The sequence below is a fragment of the Alteribacillus sp. JSM 102045 genome, assembly GCF_041949975.1.
Classification (GTDB): domain Bacteria; phylum Bacillota; class Bacilli; order Bacillales; family Marinococcaceae; genus Alteribacillus.
In genome coordinates this window covers 75699-95563 of the sequence record NZ_JBHFQG010000001.1, presented here as the reverse complement: position 1 = coordinate 95563, position 19865 = coordinate 75699, and the positions used below count along the sequence as shown (strand labels likewise).

The following is a 19865-nucleotide window of genomic DNA, read 5'->3' as shown; positions in this document are numbered from 1 at the left end:
GAGTTCTAGTGAACTTTCTCAATCTATCAATGTTGGAACAACTAACAACAGATCTTATCCCTTTGCATATAAGGGGGCTTTAATTAAAACTTGACCATGTATTTTAAAGGCTCGAAATTACATACTTATTTCCGCTCCTCTTTTATCATGGCTGACTTTTATTCTTTCAGTCCCCAATGCAATTAGGCTTTTTTGAGTACTTGGAGGCAAAATCCGAGTAGCATAGGAATTGTTTCTTAGATAAATAAGTTTATTTTTTGACATAATTCCGTCAATTCCTAAATATTTAATAGCCCCTTCAGTTACATTTTGAAGCAAAGTATCCGAAGCTGACTTAGCCCGTCTTAAATAAATACCTGATTTGGAATCCATGTGGGGACGAGAGTTAATTGATTCATCTAATAATAATTCTGCACTACGTAGCAGTACATCCATTTGACCTAACCATCTCATAACCTCAACATTATCATTTTTACCTCGATAATATCTTTCGAATAGTTCTATTCCTAAATCGGCCATACCAACGTTTATGGCACATATTCCGATTGTTAAAGTATCCGGGTTCTCTAACTTAGCAATTTCTCCAGGTTGTCCAACCAAGTCTGCTGGAGATAATTCATAGTCGTTAAAACGTACACTATAAGTGGAGGAAGCAACCATGGAATCAAAACCATTTGTTTTTATTACTTCAACTGTTGGTGCATTTCCAATAGCGATACAAACTTGTAAAGAATCCATGGATGGATCGGAAACCTCTGTTTGTGCAAAAACTACATAACAATCAGCTAACCCTGCAAGGGTACAAAAATCCTTTTGACCACTTAATACGCTTGAAGATTTCATATGTGATATTTTAGTAGAAAAATTATATCTGTAATCTCTTTTATATTCAGTTCGAGCGAGTGAAAAAATATTTCCTTCGTCAAGCCATGTTTTTAAACGCTGCTTGAGAGTTTTGTCACCTAATTCATTTATAATTTTCACGGCATAATTATGAACATGGACTGCTAAAGCCAAGGGCCCATCTCCATAGGCTAATTGCTGCATAGTGTCTATGTATTGTCTGAGATCCAGGCCCCAACCATCAAAACTAGGTTCAATTAACAAACGATGGAATCCATTTCTAACGATTAGAGGCCAAACTTTTAAGAGTGCCGATTCACTATCTACTTTCTGATCAATCCGTATTTCGTTGCTCAGGGCTTTAGCGGTATCAATCAAGTCTTTACAAAACATATCCTGTTGCAAATACACCACCCTTTCCAGATTAGCATTTTGTATCACTTGTTTCTTAGTGTGAACTGAATCATTCCGTTAATTTGGGCGTTGACCTTTGTATCGATTTGCCGTTTGTTATGTTTTTTCCCAAATGGCTAACTGACTGATCAACGCCCAACTTTGGTAACTCATACACACCCAAATAAATATGTGATTTTTCGATTACATTTCACTTAATTCAAAGACATCTTAAGTCCTTAAAGAAGTACTAATTTCTTTATTAAGAGCCTTAAAAAATTGTCCCATTAATAAACTTGCCACACCTGACATCATTCGCTGACCTATTCCTGCAACTACTCCCCCGACAGTGGCCTCCCCATCACAATATACTGTTGTTTGGTCTTCAGACACTTGATCAAGTTTGATCAACATATTCTGATGCACAAATCCTAATGGTCCCTGACCATCCATAACCAACCTAAATTCTTCACCCAAAACTTGGTCGACCAGTTTGACGGTTCCTTTATAGCGTCCTTTCACCGCCTTTATTCCAAGCACTAGCTCTGCCTCGTATTCATTCTCATCAATGGGATTTAGTGACTGCAATCCTGGCACGGTACGGGCCAAAACATCAGGATCTGTAATTAAGTCATAAGTAGTATTGGCATCAGTCGGAACTTCATAGCTATTGCTAATCTTCATAATAAAACACTCTCCCTTTAATTTAAAATTAGATAAACAACACAATGAAGATGGATACGATTTTTGTCGAATAACTTAAAAGTTGATCGTACAATATTTAAAATGATAAAATATTATATAATTGACTTAGAGCAATTATTATTACCGGAACGAACCTTCCGGTAATAATAATTCGCAAAATTTTTAAGTTTCAGATGGAGTTTCAGTCTTCGCTTCTTTTAATGCTTGCCATATTGATTCTGGGGTTAATGGTAAATTCAAAAGCTTAAATCCTGGACGATCAATAGCATCTGTTATAGCACTAGCTAAAGTTGCCGGTACTGGTGCCGGGATTCCTTCTCCTTTTCCTTTTGAGCCTAAAGGTGTATAAGGAGTTGGAACGTTGAACTCTATCATTTCAAACTCAGGAACATCAGCTGCTGACGGCATGTGATACTCCATTAATGTTGTAGATAAAGGTTGCCCTGATTCATCGAAGCCATATTTTTCATAGAGTGCATTCCCTATGCCCATTGCTGCACCACCGTGAACCTGGCCACGAACGATCATGGGATTAAGCGGAACTCCACAATCATCTACTATGATATAACGTAAAATTTTATAATCCCCAGTCTCAGGATTAACTTCTACCACTGCACCGTGTACTCCTATGCTTAACATACTGGCAATATCGGCCTCAAAGTAAGCGGTAGCTTCCAAGCCAGCTTCCATTCCTGGTGGAAGTTTTGTTGGAGCTAAAATAGCTACATCTGCAATATCTAGTAAGTCTACTTTTTTCGTGTTATCTTTTTTCCAAACAACTTCTTTATCTGTAAAAATAAAGTCGTCAGCTTCAGCGTCAATTCCTAACATATGGGCAGCGATCTTCCCAATTTTTGGTTTTAATTTACGACAAGCCATAATTGCTGCACTAACGGTATAAGACGCTCCTCGATTGCCCAAGGTACCTGAAGCAAAAGGAGAATTAAAGGTATCGCCGTAATTAATATAGATATCATCAAGATGTACTCCAAGTTCGTCAGCCACTGCTTGGCCAATCGTTGTTTCATGGCTCTGACCTTGAGGAGAATCACCCTCAGATACCTGAATTTTTCCATAAGTATCAACTTTAACTGTTGCAGAGCCATAACCAGGTTGATTTTCCATTGGAACAAAGACCTGCGATCCCAATCCGGACATTTCAGCACCCATAGCAAAGCCAACACCAATGAGTCGTCCGTTCTTTTTAGCTTCTTTTTGTTCCTCTTTAATCCGGTCATAATCCAAAGCTTCAATTAAAGACTTAAAGGCTCCTACATAATCACCACTGTCATGGGTGATGTTGGTAGCTGATACATAAGGAAATTGCTTAATTATATTTTTTTCAAAAACTTCGCGAGTGTCTAATCTTAATTCTCTTGAAATAAGATGTAAAGCATAGTCCATTGCAAATCTAGCAGGAAATTCTCCAAACGCTCTTCCAGGAGATAAGCAAGGTTTATTAGTAACTACACAAGAGAGATCAATTTGAACATTTGGAATATCGTATGCATTTGTTAAATAAGCAGCACCTAACCATGGCATTACAAAGCCCATGTATACACCGTTACTTCCATCTCCAGAATCGGCTATCATGCGGTCTTTAATACCTAGTATTTTACCGTCCTTTTTTACAGCAATTTCCAAATTGTGAATTTGATCACGTTCCTGTCCGATTGTCATTAGGCTTTCCATTCGATTTTCAATCCATTTGACAGGTCTTCTTATTTTCATTGCCAAATAACTAACAATAAACTCTTCTCGATATACGGGTGCTTTTGTTCCAAAGGCCCCTCCGACGTCTTTTGGCGCTACAACTCGAACCTTGTCATGAGGTAAATTCATAATTTTTGAGATAGCCATACGTAAAATGTGTGGGCGCTGTGAGTTTATATGCAGTGATAAACCATTGAATTTGTCGTACATGCCTACCATTCCACGCGTCTCCATTGGAGCCGCTCCTGTACGATGTCCATAAAATCTTTCAGACAAGATATAATCAGCTTCCTCAAAAGCCTTATTCACATCTCCATTGGCAAGTTGACCTTTCCAAAGGACATTACTTTCCCAGTCTTCGTAGATTTTAGAAGAATCAGGTTTAAGAGCTTCCTCTGGATCTGTAAGGACAGGTAAAGGCTCGTATTCGATTTCTACTAACTGAGCTGCATCCTCTGCAAGATATTTACTTTCGGCTACTACAGCAACAATTGGTTCTCCGACCCAATTGACCTTATCTATTGCTAAAGGATAAACAGGAGGAACCTGGAGTTCTCCTCCTAAGTTAGGTCTCATTGCTGGAATCAGAATTTCACTCATTGCAGTACTAAGCTCTTCTCCGGTAATAACTGTTACTACACCAGGAGATTTTTCAGCTTCATCTATATTGATTTTTCGAATCCATGCATGTGCATGAGTACTTCGTACAAGATGAAGATAGGTTGTACCATGTGGGGTTAAGTCACCAATATAAGTTCCCTCTCCTACTAATAAACGTGGGTCTTCTTTTCGACGGACCGACCGTCCAACCCATTTTTTTTCAGATTCAGTAGTCATAAAATCCCTCTCCTTATCTATTATTACTATTTTAATAAGCTAATAGCTTAGCACGTTCCTCTTTTGGCATAGCTGCCAAACGCTCAGCAGCAAATTGTACGGCTTCAATAATATGTTGATAACCTGTACATCTGCACAAATTTCCAACTAATGCTTCTCTTATTTCATCAGAAGAAGGGTGGGGATTGACCTTTAATAAATTATAAGCAGACATCATCATCCCGGAAGTACAATAACCACATTGTAAACCGTGTTTTTCCCAGAAACCTTCCTGAACTGGATGGAAATTATCCTCAGTTCCCAATCCTTCTACAGTCATTAGGTCACAGCTGTCTGCCTGAACAGCCAATGATAAACATGATTTTATATTTTCACCGTTGAGCATAACGGTACAAGCTCCACATCTTCCTTCAACAGAACACCCTACGTGAGTTCCAGTTAATCCAAGTTCTTCTCGTATAAAGTCTACAAGTAACATTCTAATTGGAACTTCTTTTTCAATTATTTCTCCATTTACACGAACTTGAATAGTTTTTTCACTATCGACACCTGTTTTTTTCACAGAATTTAAGGTACTCATTAAAAGTCCTCCTTTGCTCTTTGGATAGCTTTCGATAATACATTAAAACCATATTCTTTTAAGAGTATTTTTCGATAGGTATCAGAAGCACGCATATCAGATTCAACATCAATTTCCTCAGAAATTATTTCTGATGCTTGTTGTAAAATTTCAGAATTGATTGTTTTACCTTGAAGGAACTCTTCTGTTTTAACTGCTCTTTGAGGACGTGGATTTACTCCGCCTGCGTAGATTCGTGACGATTGACAAACATCTCCTCTAAGTGTAACTCTCGCCCCGACGCTAATAACGGAAAAGTCTCCAAAGACCAAAGCGTGTTTACTATAAGCTGTTCCTGTGTTCGGTTCAGGGGCAGGGATGTCTATAGAAACGAGTAGGTCATTTTCTTCTACCACCGTCATCATTAACCCCAAGAAAAAGTCTTCTGCGGGATAGGTATGATCCCCGTCTTTTGATAGAACTCTTAATGTTCCGTCCAAAACTAATATAGGAACCGGTAAGTCAGCTGCTGGGTCAGCATGAACTAAACTTCCGCCAATTGTTCCTCGATTCCTAATTTGAACGTCTCCTATATATTTTGCTGCATCAGAAATTATAGGATATTTCGATAAAACCAATGGATGTGAAGCTAACGTTTTATGCCTTGTCATAGCCCCAATTTTTAAAATACGCTTCCCTTCCTGATTTCTTTCTCCAAACTCTTGTAATTCAATGAGTCTATTGATATCAATTATGGTTGATGTCTCTACCATTCTTAGTTTTAACAATGGCAGCATGCTTTGGCCGCCAGCTATTATTTTCGCTTGGTCACCATATTGTTGTAGCAAATTCAAGCATTCCTCAATATTTGTCGGGTTATGATATTCAGAAATAGGTGCTGGGTACATGAACTTTCCACCTCTTTATTAATAATTTGGGGTTAAATTATAAACTTTAAAGCAATTGTTAAAATGTCCTCCTGTATCTCCCCTTTCATTAGAGATTATTACATTTGACCTCCTTTCAAAGAATAATAACCAAACCATAATTATAAATCCTCAACCATATTGCGGATCTTTGCATTTTAGTTGGTAGGATTAAAAAATAGTGAGCAGTCATCACACAAAACTGTTTATTTTATTGAATATTCTGTATTTTATAAGTGGACAACTGGTACCTGCATCATGATTATCGATAACCTTGCTTCAAATGAATGCGTTTACAAAATTTGTTCTAATTCGAATTATATATATCAGGGCCTTTTATTTCAATGAACTTATTTTCATAATATGAAATAAGCTAATCCAAAGAGAGAACAAAAACTTATGAATTGGGATTTGCTTATGACTAAAATAAAATTTAGGGCTTATGAATAATTGATTACTTAGAATAACCTTGGTATAAAGTAAACTAAAACTATCTAGTATTGAAAGTTTTTGGCTTGTTCGTACTCTTCCGGGGTATCGATATCAAACAAAATTCCTGGATCATCAACAGGGGTTTTGCTCCATATTTTTAAATTTCTAATGATCTTTTTTGCTCCCTGATCTCCTTTTAACCCAGTAAAATTTATCATATGTATGTTCCCAAAAAAGACAGGATGACCAGGGAAGCCTTGGTAGGTCGGTTGCATTACAAAAGGTTGATTTGGAGTTACTGAATACTGTTCAATACCTCTTTGAAAAACTAATTGAATGGTATTCTCAGATATGAGGGGTTGATCCCCCAAAAAAACCATAACTGAAGGTTCGGAATTACCGATCATTTTTATCCCCTTCAAAAGAGAAGAACTTTGACCTTTTTGATAATTTGGGTTTACTACCCACTGAAAGCGAGTATCGTCTATTTGGATTAAACTCTGGATTTTCTCTGCTTCGTGACCAACAACATTGATCACTCTAGTAAATTTAAAAGAAAGTGTTCGACGGATGACATATTCAAGTAGAAAGTATCCCTTATATTCAAGCAGTTGTTTTGTGCGCCCCATTCGGGAAGAAGTTCCAGCACCAAGAATTAATGCTATAACATTACATTTTTTCTTTTGATTATGTGTTACGTTAACTTGGCTATTGTTCATAGTTCACCTCTTTTTCTACAAATGGTTATTGTCAGTCGTGTTAAACTACTACGGTTTTTGTAAGCCTATTAGCCAAAAATAAATTCGGAATGTCGTTCCATATTTATATAATAAAATAAATAAAATGGATCTTTGTTCCATTTTATTATAAAATATAGTCCATCTAAGGTCAACAGTTTTTGAGATAATTATCTTACAATTTAAAATATTTTTATGATTGAATGAATAACTCAACTTACGCAGCAGCCATAAACAGATAGACCTGCAAACCATCTCGATAGTTAATTTTTAAGTAATTGTTTGTATTGGTTTACTGGTCTTATTCAAGCATCTTGATCTTGAAAAAAGAAATAAACTTTCTAGTCTTACCAATCAAAATATAAAAAATGAATAAATTAATCTAGAAAATATTCCCAATATAATAATTTGATTGATTTTTGTCCAAGAGAGTTAGAAGGAATCTCTTTAATTAACTAAAGAGATTCCTTCTAACATCAAAGAATTGTCTTTTCCCTTTCCAAAAAAACTAACAATCCCCTTTTATTCGCTTAAACACTGCAATATAGATTTTCTTTGAAAGCGCCTCACGATCTATATTTTAAAAAAGTCTTTATTAAGATATAGCTATAGGACAGCCAAGAGGAATAAGGATAATAATGATCAATTTTCCAGATTAAGGAAGTATTTCTCTGATTCACTTAATTCCTAAAAATTATTTAACAATTCCAACTTCCTCCATTTTTCGAGCAACACATTTTACCGATTTAATAATCCCCTGATATCCTGTACATCGACACAAATTTCCTGAGAGGGCTTCACGAATTTCTTCATCAGATGGATTTGGATTTTCATCGAGAAAAGAGAATACTGACATAACAAACCCTGGGGTACAAAATCCGCACTGTAAACCATGATTTTCTTGAAAGGCCTCCTGGATATAGTGAAGGTTGTTAGGAGAACCCATTCCTTCAATAGTTTGCACGTTACAACCATCCGCTTGTACAACGAGGGTAATACAGGAGCGTATAGCCTCACCATCCATCAAAATAGTGCAGGCACCACACACTCCCTGTTCGCACCCTGTATGCGTTCCTTTTAGTTGCAGTTCCCGACGGATGAAGTCAACCAACAACATCCGTACATCGACTTCCTTTTCATAAGAAACTCCGTTTACGGTAACAGAAATTTTTTTTCGTGAAACAGCTTCCACCATTTAAATGATTCCCCCTTTTGTTCGTTTAAATGCAATTTTCAATGCACGGGTGCTAAGCGTACCCGCTACCTCTTTCCTATATTCAGCGCTAGCTAATTCTGATACCCGACGACCCGTCATACCGGAAAATTGTTTAACAAAAGCTGCTTCAGTATCTGCGTCCTCATTAGGATTAACCTCATCTGAAATTTCTTTTGCCAAACCTTCTATTGTATCCACATTGAACTTCTGTCCAACGAGTCTATCTACAGCCTTAACTCTATATGGCACACCGTGTTCGCTTACGTTCCCCAGGATGACGCGAATCTCGGCTATTTGATCTTTTCCGTCTAACGTTATCATTGCCGCTGTCGAGATAATAGGGATATGGCCGTGGCGGCGCGTGACCTCAAGGAAGGAGTAACCCGCTCCTTGAGGCAGTGACGGAAAACGGATTTCCGTCAAAATTTCATTATTTTTTAAATCTACCTTAAAGTGTCCAACAAAAAATTGATCCGCGGGGACTACTCGTTTCCCATCCGGACTAGAAATTACCATTTCGGCTTCGAGGAGGCGTGCAATAACCCCATATTCTGCACCAGGAGCATTCAAGGACAAAGAACCTCCAATCGTACCTCGATTACGAATTTGAAAATGGGCAATATGTTTAACTGCTTCCTGCAAGATCGGGCAAACAGACCTGATCACTTCCGATCTCTCAACGGCACGATGCCGTGTTAATGCACCGATTGCAATTCCTGAGGAGATTTCATGAATATAATCCAAATCAGTAATCCCATTGATATCCACCAAATAAGCAGGCCGTGTTTGCCTCATATTCATAGATGGCATCAAGCTTTGACCGCCAGCAATGATTCGGCTATCCGCCCCATTTCTTCCCAAAGCCTCAATGGCTTCGTTAATACTTCGTACAACGACATATTCAAATGGAGCAGGTTTCATACAATCCAATCCTCCTTAAAATGTTTCGAAACGTCATATTCTCTATTCAAGTCTACTTTATTTAGATAGACCTTGATATCATGGGGAGCACTCTTAATGACAGTATTTCATTCTTTCCTCATAAACCATTTTCATATTTTTTTACTAGCTCATAATCATGTGAAGGAAGAATAACATTTGCCTCTTTCTTGATTTTGTTCATTGCTCGATATGTCGCTTCTAGGTCATAAAAAAGTCCCGGTGGAATCCCTTGGTTAATATTTAAGTCAACTTTCCTTGCGATATCTCCAAGTATTACAGCTGTACCAACTTCTGTATTGACATATACTGCCTGGCTTCCCGGAGTATGTGTATTGGAAAAGAGAACACACTGGACACCTGGTGCGATTTCTTCATCACCTTCGAGCAATTCCACTTGACTCCAGAGAGGATCGACGATTTCAGCAATATCTTTTCGATCATAGAAAAGAGCTCCCCCGCCGAAATCCAAATGGGGTGACACCACAGGTGCTGCAGCAGCTTTCAATTCACTTCGTTGAATAATGAACTTGGCATTGCTGAATTGAGTGCACCCTCCTGCGTGATCATAATGAAGATGAGTTAGAATGACTGTTTTAATGTCCTTTGGTGTTAAACCGTGATTAGCCAGTTGCTGCTCCAGACTCCATTCCGGCTTAGTGCGGTGAGGTCCGAGGCCATGCACGTGCTGACACCGTTCAGCATCCCTAAACCCAGTGTCTACTAGAATGGGCTCACCTTGATCTAGCGGCATGAGGAGCCATGCCATAATCGGGACATCCACCTGTGACTTATCCCGGGTTAGAGACCAAAACACATCTAATACCTGTCCTACAACTGCTTCCCCTACTACAAGCGGGTATAATTTCCATTTACACTTTTCCAACAGACAGATCCCCCTTTTTGATACACTCCAAAACCCGTTCCGGGGTTAAAGGCAAGTCTTTAACACGCACGCCAAAAGGCTCCAACGCATCTTCGACGGCATTGGCTACAGCTGCCGGAGAAGGAATTGTACCACCTTCGCCCATTCCTTTCGTCCCAAGAGGAGTAAAGGGAGACGGACATTCAATGTGGATGGTTTCCATATCAGGCACCTCCATGGCAGTTGGACATAGGTAATGCTGGAAGTCCGGATGAATCATCTTACCCTCTTTATCGTAAGCCAGATCCTCCATTAAAACACCACCGATCCCATGGGCAATGCCGCCATGAATTTGTCCATCGACAATCATCTCATTAATGATGGTTCCAGAATCATGAGAGGCAACAAATTTATTAATTTTAACCTGCCCCGTTTGAACATCAACTTCCACCAAGGCAATAAATACTCCTGTCGGATGTGTAGTGTACAGGTTGATTCTCCCGAGTTCGTCAGGTTCCCAGTTTACTACTTTACTTGTCCAAGTATAGGTCACCTCTAAATTGCAATCGACATTCTCCGGAACGATGCCATACGGACCTGGCCAAAGGTAAACTTTATTGCCCAGCTCCTGCAAGCTAATACATCGCTCTGCTCCTCTAACGATCACCTTGCCGTCCTTCATTTCTAAATTGCTAGGTGCTTCTTTCAATAAATGACCAACGATCTTTAGTATTTTTTCTTTTAAAAGTTTAGAAGCTTCATAAACAGCTGATACGGCATACGTCGCACCTCTAGATGAAAAAGAACCTAAACCGTAAGGAGTGATATCTGTATCGCCACAAATAAATCGGATTTGATGGATGTCCACGTCCATTACACTTGAAACAATTTGAGGAAGTGTGGTTTCCAATCCTTGCCCGATATTCTGATGACTGGCCAAGACCTGAAAATCACCTTCAGGAGTCATACGAACTGTCGCCGGCTGGTAACCATTAAAAATCCCATCAAATACTGCCCCACCTGAAGGTTCTAGCATGGCAGAAATACCGATTCCAATATATTTTCCTTGTTTTCGAAGTTCCTGTTGTTTTTGTTTGAAACCAGAATAGTCCGCTTTTTCCATTGCGAGATCCATAAGCAGGTGAAAATCCCCACTATCATAAAGGGGCCCGGAAATTTGTTCGTAAGGGTATTCTTCCTTATTGATAAAATTTTTTCGACGTATTTCCTCAGTAGAAATACCTAACTTATGGGCCATGATATCCATCATGCGCTCAACGGGATAACTCGCGATATCTTTCCCATATCCACGATGAGCCCCATATGGCCCTTTATTAGTGACTACACCAATTGTTTCCACATCATAAACCGGTACTTTGTAGGCCCCCGGAAAATAAGCACCTGCAACTAACAATGCCGGCGTACCAGGTCCTTGGCATGTTCCGTCTATACCAATATTACCGATTAGTTTGGCTTGAAGAGCGGTAATTTGATAATCTTTATCAAGTCCTACTTTTAACGTGCAAGACCAATCACGGGATTGTATGCCGGATAATAAGTTTTCTACCCTATCCTCCGTCCATTTGACGGGCTTGCCAAGCATATGAGATACCATGCAGGGTATCACTTCCGCATTTGCCTGAAGCTTACTGCCATATCCGCCTCCTACATCCTGCGTAATGACTCGGATATTATTTTCCGACATACCCAATGTCTGGGCTATCAGTGTTCTGACTTGATTCGGCGCTTGTGTTGAACAGTGGACGACCAAGTTTTGGGAACCGGGGTTATAATCAGCGAGGCAGACCCGAGACTCCATAGGAGTTCCGGTATATCGACTATGTGTAATTGTCTCTTCAAATACATGGACAGATTGTGAAAACGCATGATCGATATCACCTATGGTGTTTCTCCATTCCAACTGCTTATTGTGACCCCAATCTTCATAAAGTAGAGCTTTTGGTTCAATAGCGTCTTCAATACTCACCACGGCAGGTAGCGGGGAATATTTCACTTCAATCAAGTCAACGGCGTCCTCAGCGATATAACGGTCAGTAGCGGCAACAACTGCAACCGGCTCTCCAAAATATCTGACCTTTTGATACGCAATCGCATATACTTCTGGTACATTATTAAAAATGTTGATTGTAGGGGCCAGAGGTCCCATATATTGACGTGCCTCTTCCCCGGTTAAAACAGCGGCTACACCCTGCAACTGCTTTGCCTTACTTATGTCCAATTCAACAATTCTTGCATGGGCATGGGGACTCCTTAAGATGGCCAAATGAAGGGTACCCGGCTTTTCCAAATCATCTGTAAACTCACCATGACCCGTTAAGAATTTCGGGTCCTCTTTTCTTTTCTTGCTTGCACCCAAACCTTTCTTTGACATAACCATCGCGATGTTTCGCCTCCTCTAATGTTTCTATAGGAAATGAGAGTGTCACATGTATATAAATATTAAAATACCGTTTTTCGTCCCCTATCTCCTCTTTATATTCATGTATGATAACGATTCCGGCTTTTGAAAATTATCGACTGGAATTTTCCAGACCGCATCTACGGTGACGGCTTGACGCGTTAAAAAGTTGGCTCGCACAAGATACCAGTTTCTTTAGGGGTGCGATTTAGAAATAAGAAACATACCTCAAAGGTTAATTGGTTTTCACCAGTCCTCGAACGATATATTCAAAATATCTGTCGTAGGAATATCCGAGCATCATTGTTAAGCATTATGAATGTATTGGCCTATATCCCCCCTTTTCAAAAGATCTTTCTAGGTTTAGGCCCTATATCTACTATTTTTTATCTAAATTTCTTTACTACTAATTTTAAGTGGTTCGTGACAACGTTATAGCTCTTGTTCGTTAGCAATAAGTACCTATTCAGTCATTGTTGTTTTAATTCAACGATATCACCTCATAATCTAGAAAATTCGACTAACCTTAACAAATTACATTATTACATCACCAAATTCATTCTTAATTCAGCCCTATTTGATTCCTATTTATTTTTTTACTAAATAGAGCACCTCGATATGTAGTTGATATTTCCATACAATTTAGTGAAAAGGGCACAATGAATGATTTTAGCTTTGTTATCTGTCATATATCTGTTATTCTTTTGTAAATATATGAATTTTTAGATTACTATATATAGATTACTATATACAGGTAGATAATCAACAGTAAGCGTTTTCAAATTTTTTTCAGTTTTTTATTGGAGGTTTCAATATACATACCTTCCTATTTCAGTCTGTAAAAGTAAATTTGTTTTAATGTCATTATCAGTTCAAGTCGACTGTGGTTGTGTAAAAGACCGGAAGCATTCCTTTTAAAAATTCGGAATATCGTTTTATAAAAAAAGCATATTTTTTTAATTTCGGAACACCATCTCCATTTAATGATAAAATTCCTATAGCTTTAGTGTCAATAATAAATTTAATAATTTTAAATTTTAATAAAGTTCAGAATTACTACTCCAAAAATCAATGTTTTGATAACCTAATACCTAATTCTCAACTTAAACTAAGAATTGTTGACTAAAAACAAACAATATTTTATTATAAAATGGAATATCAGTCCATTTTATAATAAAGTATTACTATTTTTATGAACGATGTTCCGTTAATGGTTAAAATACAAAAAAGGAGTTAGAAATGTCTAAAAAAAATGAAAAACAAAGTAATTCAACGGCAGACCGAGTCTTGTTACTATTACAATATATAGCGAAAAATAGAGGTGGTATTACTTTAGCTCAATTAGTGAAAGATCTAAATATACCAAAAAGTACAGCTCATAGATTATTAGAAACTTTAACGAACCTTGATTTTATTCATTTAGAAGAAGATACGGAAAGGTATAGTATTGGATTAAAAACCATTGAAATTGGCGTTTCAGGACTTAAGAATTTGGACATTGTTGATGTTGCTACCCCTTATCTCCGGGAATTAGCTCAGAAAACAGGCGAAACATCTTTTCTTTCAGTCTACAATGAAGGATCTGTGGTGCATCTATATAAAGTTGAAGGAACACAATCGATTAGGACTACTGCTGAATTAGGAATGAGAAGACCAATTCATTGTACAGCTGTTGGTAAAGCAATCGCATCTACATTATCGCTTGAAGAGGTAGATAGGATATTAGAAGAACAAGGAACGCCTTCCTTTACCAAAAATACCATAACAGATCGACAAAGATTTCTTGATGAACTGAGTACTATTAGATTACAAGGCATTGCAATAGATCGAGAAGAAATAGAGATTGGTTTGACCTGTTACGCTGTACCTGTCTACAATTATACTGGACGGGTAGCCGGAGCTATAAGTATCGGTGCGCCTACTTTGAGAATGAAGGAAAATCATGAAAGTAATACGATCCTGTTAAAAGATGCGGGACTACAAATCTCGAGGTGGTTAGGTTTTGTACCAAATATGAGAACTAACTTATAAAAAAGTATAAGCCACATTAGAGACACTCTTTCTTGTTTGTGTTGGTATGGGAGGTACATTTTACAAGAAGGGGACTCTTTTTGTATATTTTTATTGGTTATTTTTGGCTAACTAACAGGCATGTTATAAAAAGGTTTCTTCCCATACAATTCAGTTTTCTTGTTTCAATTAACTCACTTGAATCCTTTAAGAAATTATGTAGTAAAATAATCACTTTTTCCGATCTGTTCTTAAAAAACTCAAAGGTGTTAGTTTAACAGTTCATATTTTGAAAATCATTTAATTGGTTTGAAAAAATATGAATTGTAATACTTTTCAAAATTTTATTAATGCCTTTGGGTTTTAAGATATGTTACTAACTTCGCATCTTTAATAGCCTTATTTGTTAATTACACAGATGTTTATTAAGAGGAACTATACGAGGAACTATATATTAAATAAAAGTGTGCCCGGCACAGCTGCTAAATGGTTGAATCTCAAACGTCATCAGAGATCATAGTTTAAGATACCATGAAAGAACCGGTACGACAGATGATACAGAAAATGAAAAACCAACTTTGAGGCGGAAACGGTGAATGGGGGCGGGGCAAAATGTCAGAAGATTTAATAAACCTTCGTCAGTTTCAAAAAACAGAATGGGAAAAAATTTTCAATTCGTTTTATGACGGTATTTGGGTGGCCGATAGGAATGGTCGAACGATTTTGGTGAATAGAGCTTATGAGGTTCTAACCGGCATAAACAGAGAAACTGTACTCGGCAAGTTTGTAGAGGAGTTACTGGAAGTCGGTGTCTTATCTCAATCAGCCATTCCCGATGTAATAAAAACGTTAAAACCAGTAACGATTATAAACAAAGTAAATAATAAAGAGCTGTTGGTAACCGGGGTACCTGTATTTGACGAACATAACCAATTAGATCTCATTGTTTGTAACGTTCGTGACATTACTCAATTAATAGAACTTCAGCAAAGAGAAATTGAAAAAAAGAATGATCTTATCGAACATTATGAAAGGGAAATTAAAAGTTTTAAAGATAGTTCTTTGGCGGCGGAAAATGGAATCATATGTAGAGATGAAAAAATGATTCAGTTATTACAATTGGCAAAGCATGTAGCTGTAACCGAGTCGACAATCATCATCCTAGGGGAATCTGGAGTAGGTAAAGAAGTTTTTACGAATTGGATTCATCAAATGAGCCCACGGAAAAACAAACCATTTATTGTTGTAAACTGCTCCGCTATTCCTGAAAGTTTGATAGAATCTGAACTATTTGGATATGAACAAGGTACATTCACTGGCGCAACGAAAAGAAAAACTGGGTTATTCGAAATGGCAGACCAAGGCACGCTTTTCTTAGATGAAATTGGGGAACTTTCTATGAATATGCAGGTTAAATTACTTCGCGTTCTACAAGAAAAAAAGGTACAAAGAATTGGTGGGAGTAAAACAATTCCCATTGATGTCCGCGTTATTTCCGCTACCAATCGTCCATTAGAAGCAATGATCGATGAAGGTTCGTTTAGGGAAGACCTTTATTACAGACTAAATGTCATTCCTTTAACTATCCCGCCTCTTCGTGAAAGAAAAGATGATATTCCTGTGTTAGTTGATTACTTTTTAAAACAATTTAATAAAAGGTACAATCGTAATATAGAGATCAGTTCAGGTATTTTTGAACAGATAATGGAATATCACTGGCCAGGTAATGTTCGAGAACTTAAGAATATCATTGAAAGGATTGTTGTAATATCGCAACAGGGTGATTCAAACAGCATAAATCTCCCAGAATCCTTTCAGAAAGTATCAGGACTTCCTAATTTAAAACTGACAGAACCGTTACCATTACGAGAGTCCATGGAATTATATGAAAAATCAGTTATTATACGTACATTAAAAAAAGTAAAATCTATTCGCCAAGCTGCAAGGATCCTTGAAGTTAGTCATTCTACCTTAGTAAGAAAAGTACAGCGTTATGATGTAGACTATAAGACTTTGCTGTCCACATATGAGTAATATGATTTTCCTTTATTAACCAGTTATAATTGATTGACAAATAAATAATATAACATACCCCTTTTCAGAAAAAGAGCTCGGAACATTGGGAGAGACCTTATTAAACGAGACAAGGAAAAAGCACCACTGTAGTCGTATTTAGATAATACGAATGTAGATGGTGTTTTTCTTATGGGAAGAAGAGATCATATTTAGAAGAAATAAAATGGCCGTTATTCAATTGAAGTTAACTGAAGAATATTTGAATCGGGAAATAATGGATAAATTCGACATTAAGAATATAACCCAAATTAAAATATGGATGAAGTAGTAGAATGGCAACAGTATCGCCTGGTTCAAGGGATCGGGAAACAGTATAGCTATGGTAAAGAACCAGATACCAAGAAATCAAAAGGAGTTGGTTCCAGAAGTTATTGTTAACGCATATAAAAAGTCGACGTTTTTTCCCTCCGACAGAGCAGCTGCCTCTTCTAATTCCATGACCATAAAGATGTCTTGGTTTAGGACCCAGTAAGATAAACAAGCTCCTATCTGTTAACATTAATAATGATAGTTTTGTATTTCTAGATAATCACATTTAGGTGTAACCGTCTAACAATTCTAGGAATTTTGAACGGTCGAATGATAGCAAGGAATACATATTACAACCGTCGGAGGTAGAACACGGTAGCCTGAGAAACTCTGACTCTATTTATGCTTTAATTTAAGTAATTTAAATGATTGTTCCAGGGAAATTGCTATAATAATTGAAATTAATAACCCATTGCCAATTATATTCCCTACAATGGGATGAAATTGCTGAATAAAAGTATAAGGAATATACATGGCCCCTATTCCTATCATTAAGCTTAAACTAATAATAAATAAATTATTGTTGTTCATTTCAATTAGATTAAAAAACTTAAATCCTATTTCGATCAGTTGGATAAATAAAACAAATAGAACAATATATATCACAGGGTCAGGAATAGAGGATACCAAATTACTAAGTCCTCGAAAAAAACCTAAACTCAACATGATAAAAGAAGCTAATATGAATGGAAGGCGTGAAGATATTCCAGACAATTGAACGACACTAGAAGAACTTGCTAAAGGTAATAAACCAACAGTCCCACACATGCCAGACAACATATAAGATAATCCAGTCACTTTACCAGTATTTTCATATATTTTTTTTGATACTTTTGATTGCTTCACAATTAACATTGATTGTATACTAACTGCTATATTCGATAACATCAATATACCTGTGACAAGAGAAATAGATAGAATGCCCCAATTTAGCTCTGGGTAACCCCAGAAAAAAAAAGTTGGATGAGTAAACAATGGTTCCATTGAAAAACTTTTTTTAAAGCCTAGTAAATAATAGACCAGCCACCCCACCATGAGACCTATCAACAAGGAAAATGAATGGATCCACTTAACCCTCTTAAACTTGGTAAGTATTAACAAAAAAAGCAAAACCATTAAAGAAATAATAAGTGTTATATTTTTATAGCTTTGTACTGGATCAATGCCTAGTATTCCTTTCAACAATACACCAGACATTGATAAAGGCATGATAAGCATAAATATTCCATTAACTAATGGAGTAAACAATGAAGATATTTTATTAATCATCTGGGTAAAACTCATACATAGCAGACAAAAACCAACAATAATCAACCCTAACTCCATGCCTCGACCAATGTCCATCCTATTAAGTCCTAATTGAGTGTTAATTGAATATGTAATAAAGATAACACCCCACCATATACCAGCTGGACCCTCAATAATAGGCAATCGGTGCCCAAAAAACGCTTGAAGCAGAGAAAACAAACCAACTAACAAGAACGTATTACTTAAGAAAATTGATGTTTCATTTACGTCCAATTGAAATAAATAAGCAATCGATAATGGGATAACCATTGCATTGGTAAGCATCATTACAAACCATTGGATAGTTGTTAAAAATAGGGTTCCATATCTTTTTTTGTTAAAACAGGTATTATTAAGTTGAAACAAAGACATTGGAACTCCTTCCTTGCCCGTCTTAAAATACTCCGGGCGATAAATACTAACATCGCATATACAAATCCAGTTATAATTTTTTTCATATTTATGGATAAACTTAAATATCTTATCTGATACTTCTTCTGAACTTTCCATATGAATTTGGTGACCACTATCTTTTAAAGTGAATATCAAACTATCCGGTAACTCCTGGGAGACTTTTTCTGAAAAAATAGGTGGAGTAATCTCATCTATTAAACCAACTATAAGTTGTATAGGGATTAAAATATATCCATAGATCCCAATTACTAAGTTCAACTACTTCGACATAAATTTTCGATCAACCCATGTTTCTCAGTTAATCATTTCCTTGAAATCTACTAAACTATTTAAACCTTTTTGTTTTTTTGTTTAGATGAAATATTTTGTTCTGCAGAAAAATCAATGGCAATGTAATGAAATCATTTACTAAGTATAGTAACTATAGGTTCCCACACTTTTTTTGACATCCCTAAACCATGAAGAAATAGGACAGGAGGGCCTTTTCCTTCTATGTTTAATTGATCTTTTGAAATATTTAAATGATCAATTCCCATTTTTTCCTCCTTCTTTATAGTAATAATTACTATAATCATCTTTTTTTGTAAAATATTTTTATCAGCTCAACCTCATCATTAACATTTTTTGGTTTATAAAAATGTTAATTGCAACATCTAAATTTATGTCATCAGTGTTCGGTTTTCTACCAACGGTTACTAATAAAACATCGGTTGATAGCTCATAGGAATTTTCATTATTGACTGTATACTTTAGCGTAATACAATTATCATCAGAGCTTATAGACTCTGCCTTTGCATTGGTTTGAATATTTACTCCTGACCTCTTAAGTTTTTTCTCTAGAATTCGCGTGAAATAGGGAGAAAAACCAGGCAATATACATTCTTGATTCTATATAAAGGTAACTTCAGAACCAATTTTAGTAAATGCTTGTCCTAACTCTATACCAATATACCCTGCTCCTATAATGGTTAATTTATTAGGAACATACTGAAGTGATAAAATGTCGGTTGAAGACAACACCCTTTCCCCGAATGGAAAGTTGGGAAGCTCCATTGGTCGTGAACCAGCTACCAAAATGGAATATGAGCAACAAATGGACGAATTGCTAGGTACAAAGCTTGTCCTAGTCGTTTTCGTCCCTTTGTAAATAATTTTTTTGCTCATTTAAACCCATGGACTATGTTT

At 36.8% G+C, this 19865-nt stretch carries 14 protein-coding genes and 1 pseudogene; 2 read left to right on the top strand and 13 right to left on the bottom strand.

Translation table 11 applies throughout. The annotated features are described in order from the left end of the window. Positions 1 to 117: 117 nt before the first annotated feature. From ACE1TI_RS00410 to ACE1TI_RS00365, 10 genes are all read right to left on the bottom strand, one after another. On the bottom strand, positions 118 to 1248 hold the full coding sequence (locus ACE1TI_RS00410) for an acyl-CoA dehydrogenase family protein (RefSeq protein WP_375005592.1): 1131 nt from the start codon (positions 1246 to 1248) through the stop codon (positions 118 to 120). Positions 1249 to 1467: 219 nt separating this feature from the next. Then, a complete protein-coding gene (locus tag ACE1TI_RS00405; RefSeq protein WP_375005591.1) occupies positions 1468 to 1920 on the bottom strand; it encodes an SRPBCC family protein in 453 nt (150 codons plus the stop codon). A 183-nt stretch (positions 1921 to 2103) separates the two neighbouring features. Next, positions 2104 to 4491 carry a xanthine dehydrogenase family protein molybdopterin-binding subunit gene (locus ACE1TI_RS00400; RefSeq protein WP_375005590.1) on the bottom strand — a complete coding sequence of 796 codons (2388 nt, stop codon included), beginning with the start codon at positions 4489 to 4491 and terminating at the stop codon, positions 2104 to 2106. Between the two features lie 31 nt (positions 4492 to 4522). Beyond that, positions 4523 to 5071 (bottom strand): (2Fe-2S)-binding protein, encoded by a 549-nt coding sequence (locus ACE1TI_RS00395; protein ID WP_375005589.1) that lies wholly within the window; start codon positions 5069 to 5071, stop codon positions 4523 to 4525. Beyond that, positions 5071 to 5958, bottom strand: a complete 888-nt coding sequence (locus tag ACE1TI_RS00390; RefSeq protein ID WP_375005588.1) for an FAD binding domain-containing protein — start codon at positions 5956 to 5958, stop codon at positions 5071 to 5073. Before ACE1TI_RS00390 ends, ACE1TI_RS00395 begins: the two co-directional genes overlap by 1 nt. 512 nt (positions 5959 to 6470) lie before the next feature. Beyond that, a complete protein-coding gene (locus ACE1TI_RS00385; RefSeq protein WP_375005587.1) occupies positions 6471 to 7127 on the bottom strand; it encodes a nucleotidyltransferase family protein in 657 nt (218 codons plus the stop codon). A 712-nt stretch (positions 7128 to 7839) separates the two neighbouring features. Beyond that, entirely contained in the window at positions 7840 to 8340 is a 501-nt protein-coding gene (locus tag ACE1TI_RS00380) for a (2Fe-2S)-binding protein (protein WP_375005586.1), read from the bottom strand. Next, positions 8341 to 9282: an FAD binding domain-containing protein gene (locus tag ACE1TI_RS00375; protein ID WP_375005585.1), complete on the bottom strand. Its 942-nt coding sequence runs from the start codon at positions 9280 to 9282 to the stop codon at positions 8341 to 8343. A gap of 118 nt (positions 9283 to 9400) precedes the next feature. Next, on the bottom strand, positions 9401 to 10186 hold the full coding sequence (locus ACE1TI_RS00370; protein ID WP_375005584.1) for an N-acyl homoserine lactonase family protein: 786 nt from the start codon (positions 10184 to 10186) through the stop codon (positions 9401 to 9403). Then, positions 10173 to 12563 (bottom strand): xanthine dehydrogenase family protein molybdopterin-binding subunit, encoded by a 2391-nt coding sequence (locus ACE1TI_RS00365; RefSeq protein ID WP_375005583.1) that lies wholly within the window; start codon positions 12561 to 12563, stop codon positions 10173 to 10175. The genes ACE1TI_RS00370 and ACE1TI_RS00365 overlap by 14 nt, the downstream gene beginning before the upstream one ends. 1260 nt (positions 12564 to 13823) lie before the next feature. Between ACE1TI_RS00365 and ACE1TI_RS00360 the strand changes: the two genes are divergently transcribed. Further along, on the top strand, positions 13824 to 14615 hold the full coding sequence (locus tag ACE1TI_RS00360; RefSeq protein ID WP_375005582.1) for an IclR family transcriptional regulator: 792 nt from the start codon (positions 13824 to 13826) through the stop codon (positions 14613 to 14615). Positions 14616 to 15206: 591 nt separating this feature from the next. Further along, positions 15207 to 16628 (top strand): sigma-54 interaction domain-containing protein, encoded by a 1422-nt coding sequence (locus tag ACE1TI_RS00355; RefSeq protein WP_375005581.1) that lies wholly within the window; start codon positions 15207 to 15209, stop codon positions 16626 to 16628. 687 nt (positions 16629 to 17315) lie between these two features. On the opposite strand, the gene ACE1TI_RS00350 is transcribed toward ACE1TI_RS00355, so the two are convergent. From ACE1TI_RS00350 to ACE1TI_RS00340, 3 genes and pseudogenes are all read right to left on the bottom strand, one after another. Continuing rightward, positions 17316 to 18938, bottom strand: a complete 1623-nt coding sequence (locus ACE1TI_RS00350; RefSeq protein WP_375005580.1) for a purine/pyrimidine permease — start codon at positions 18936 to 18938, stop codon at positions 17316 to 17318. A gap of 143 nt (positions 18939 to 19081) precedes the next feature. Then, on the bottom strand, positions 19082 to 19216 hold the full coding sequence (locus ACE1TI_RS00345) for an alpha/beta fold hydrolase (RefSeq protein ID WP_375005579.1): 135 nt from the start codon (positions 19214 to 19216) through the stop codon (positions 19082 to 19084). A gap of 61 nt (positions 19217 to 19277) precedes the next feature. Continuing rightward, positions 19278 to 19844 (bottom strand): annotated as a pseudogene (locus ACE1TI_RS00340) (FAD-dependent oxidoreductase). Positions 19845 to 19865: the final 21 nt, after the last annotated feature.

Bases quoted from the DNA above. Each gene is read 5' to 3' on its own strand.
- ACE1TI_RS00405 (WP_375005591.1), bottom strand. From the start codon at position 1,920: ATGAAGATTAGCAATAGCTATGAAGTTCCGACTGATGCCAATACTACT.
- ACE1TI_RS00400 (WP_375005590.1), bottom strand. From the start codon at position 4,491: ATGACTACTGAATCTGAAAAAAAATGGGTTGGACGGTCGGTCCGTCGA.
- ACE1TI_RS00395 (WP_375005589.1), bottom strand. From the start codon at position 5,071: ATGAGTACCTTAAATTCTGTGAAAAAAACAGGTGTCGATAGTGAAAAA.
- ACE1TI_RS00390 (WP_375005588.1), bottom strand. From the start codon at position 5,958: ATGTACCCAGCACCTATTTCTGAATATCATAACCCGACAAATATTGAG.
- ACE1TI_RS00385 (WP_375005587.1), bottom strand. From the start codon at position 7,127: ATGAACAATAGCCAAGTTAACGTAACACATAATCAAAAGAAAAAATGT.
- ACE1TI_RS00380 (WP_375005586.1), bottom strand. From the start codon at position 8,340: ATGGTGGAAGCTGTTTCACGAAAAAAAATTTCTGTTACCGTAAACGGA.
- ACE1TI_RS00375 (WP_375005585.1), bottom strand. From the start codon at position 9,282: ATGAAACCTGCTCCATTTGAATATGTCGTTGTACGAAGTATTAACGAA.
- ACE1TI_RS00365 (WP_375005583.1), bottom strand. From the start codon at position 12,563: ATGGTTATGTCAAAGAAAGGTTTGGGTGCAAGCAAGAAAAGAAAAGAG.
- ACE1TI_RS00360 (WP_375005582.1), top strand. From the start codon at position 13,824: ATGTCTAAAAAAAATGAAAAACAAAGTAATTCAACGGCAGACCGAGTC.
- ACE1TI_RS00355 (WP_375005581.1), top strand. From the start codon at position 15,207: ATGTCAGAAGATTTAATAAACCTTCGTCAGTTTCAAAAAACAGAATGG.
- ACE1TI_RS00345 (WP_375005579.1), bottom strand. From the start codon at position 19,216: ATGGGAATTGATCATTTAAATATTTCAAAAGATCAATTAAACATAGAA.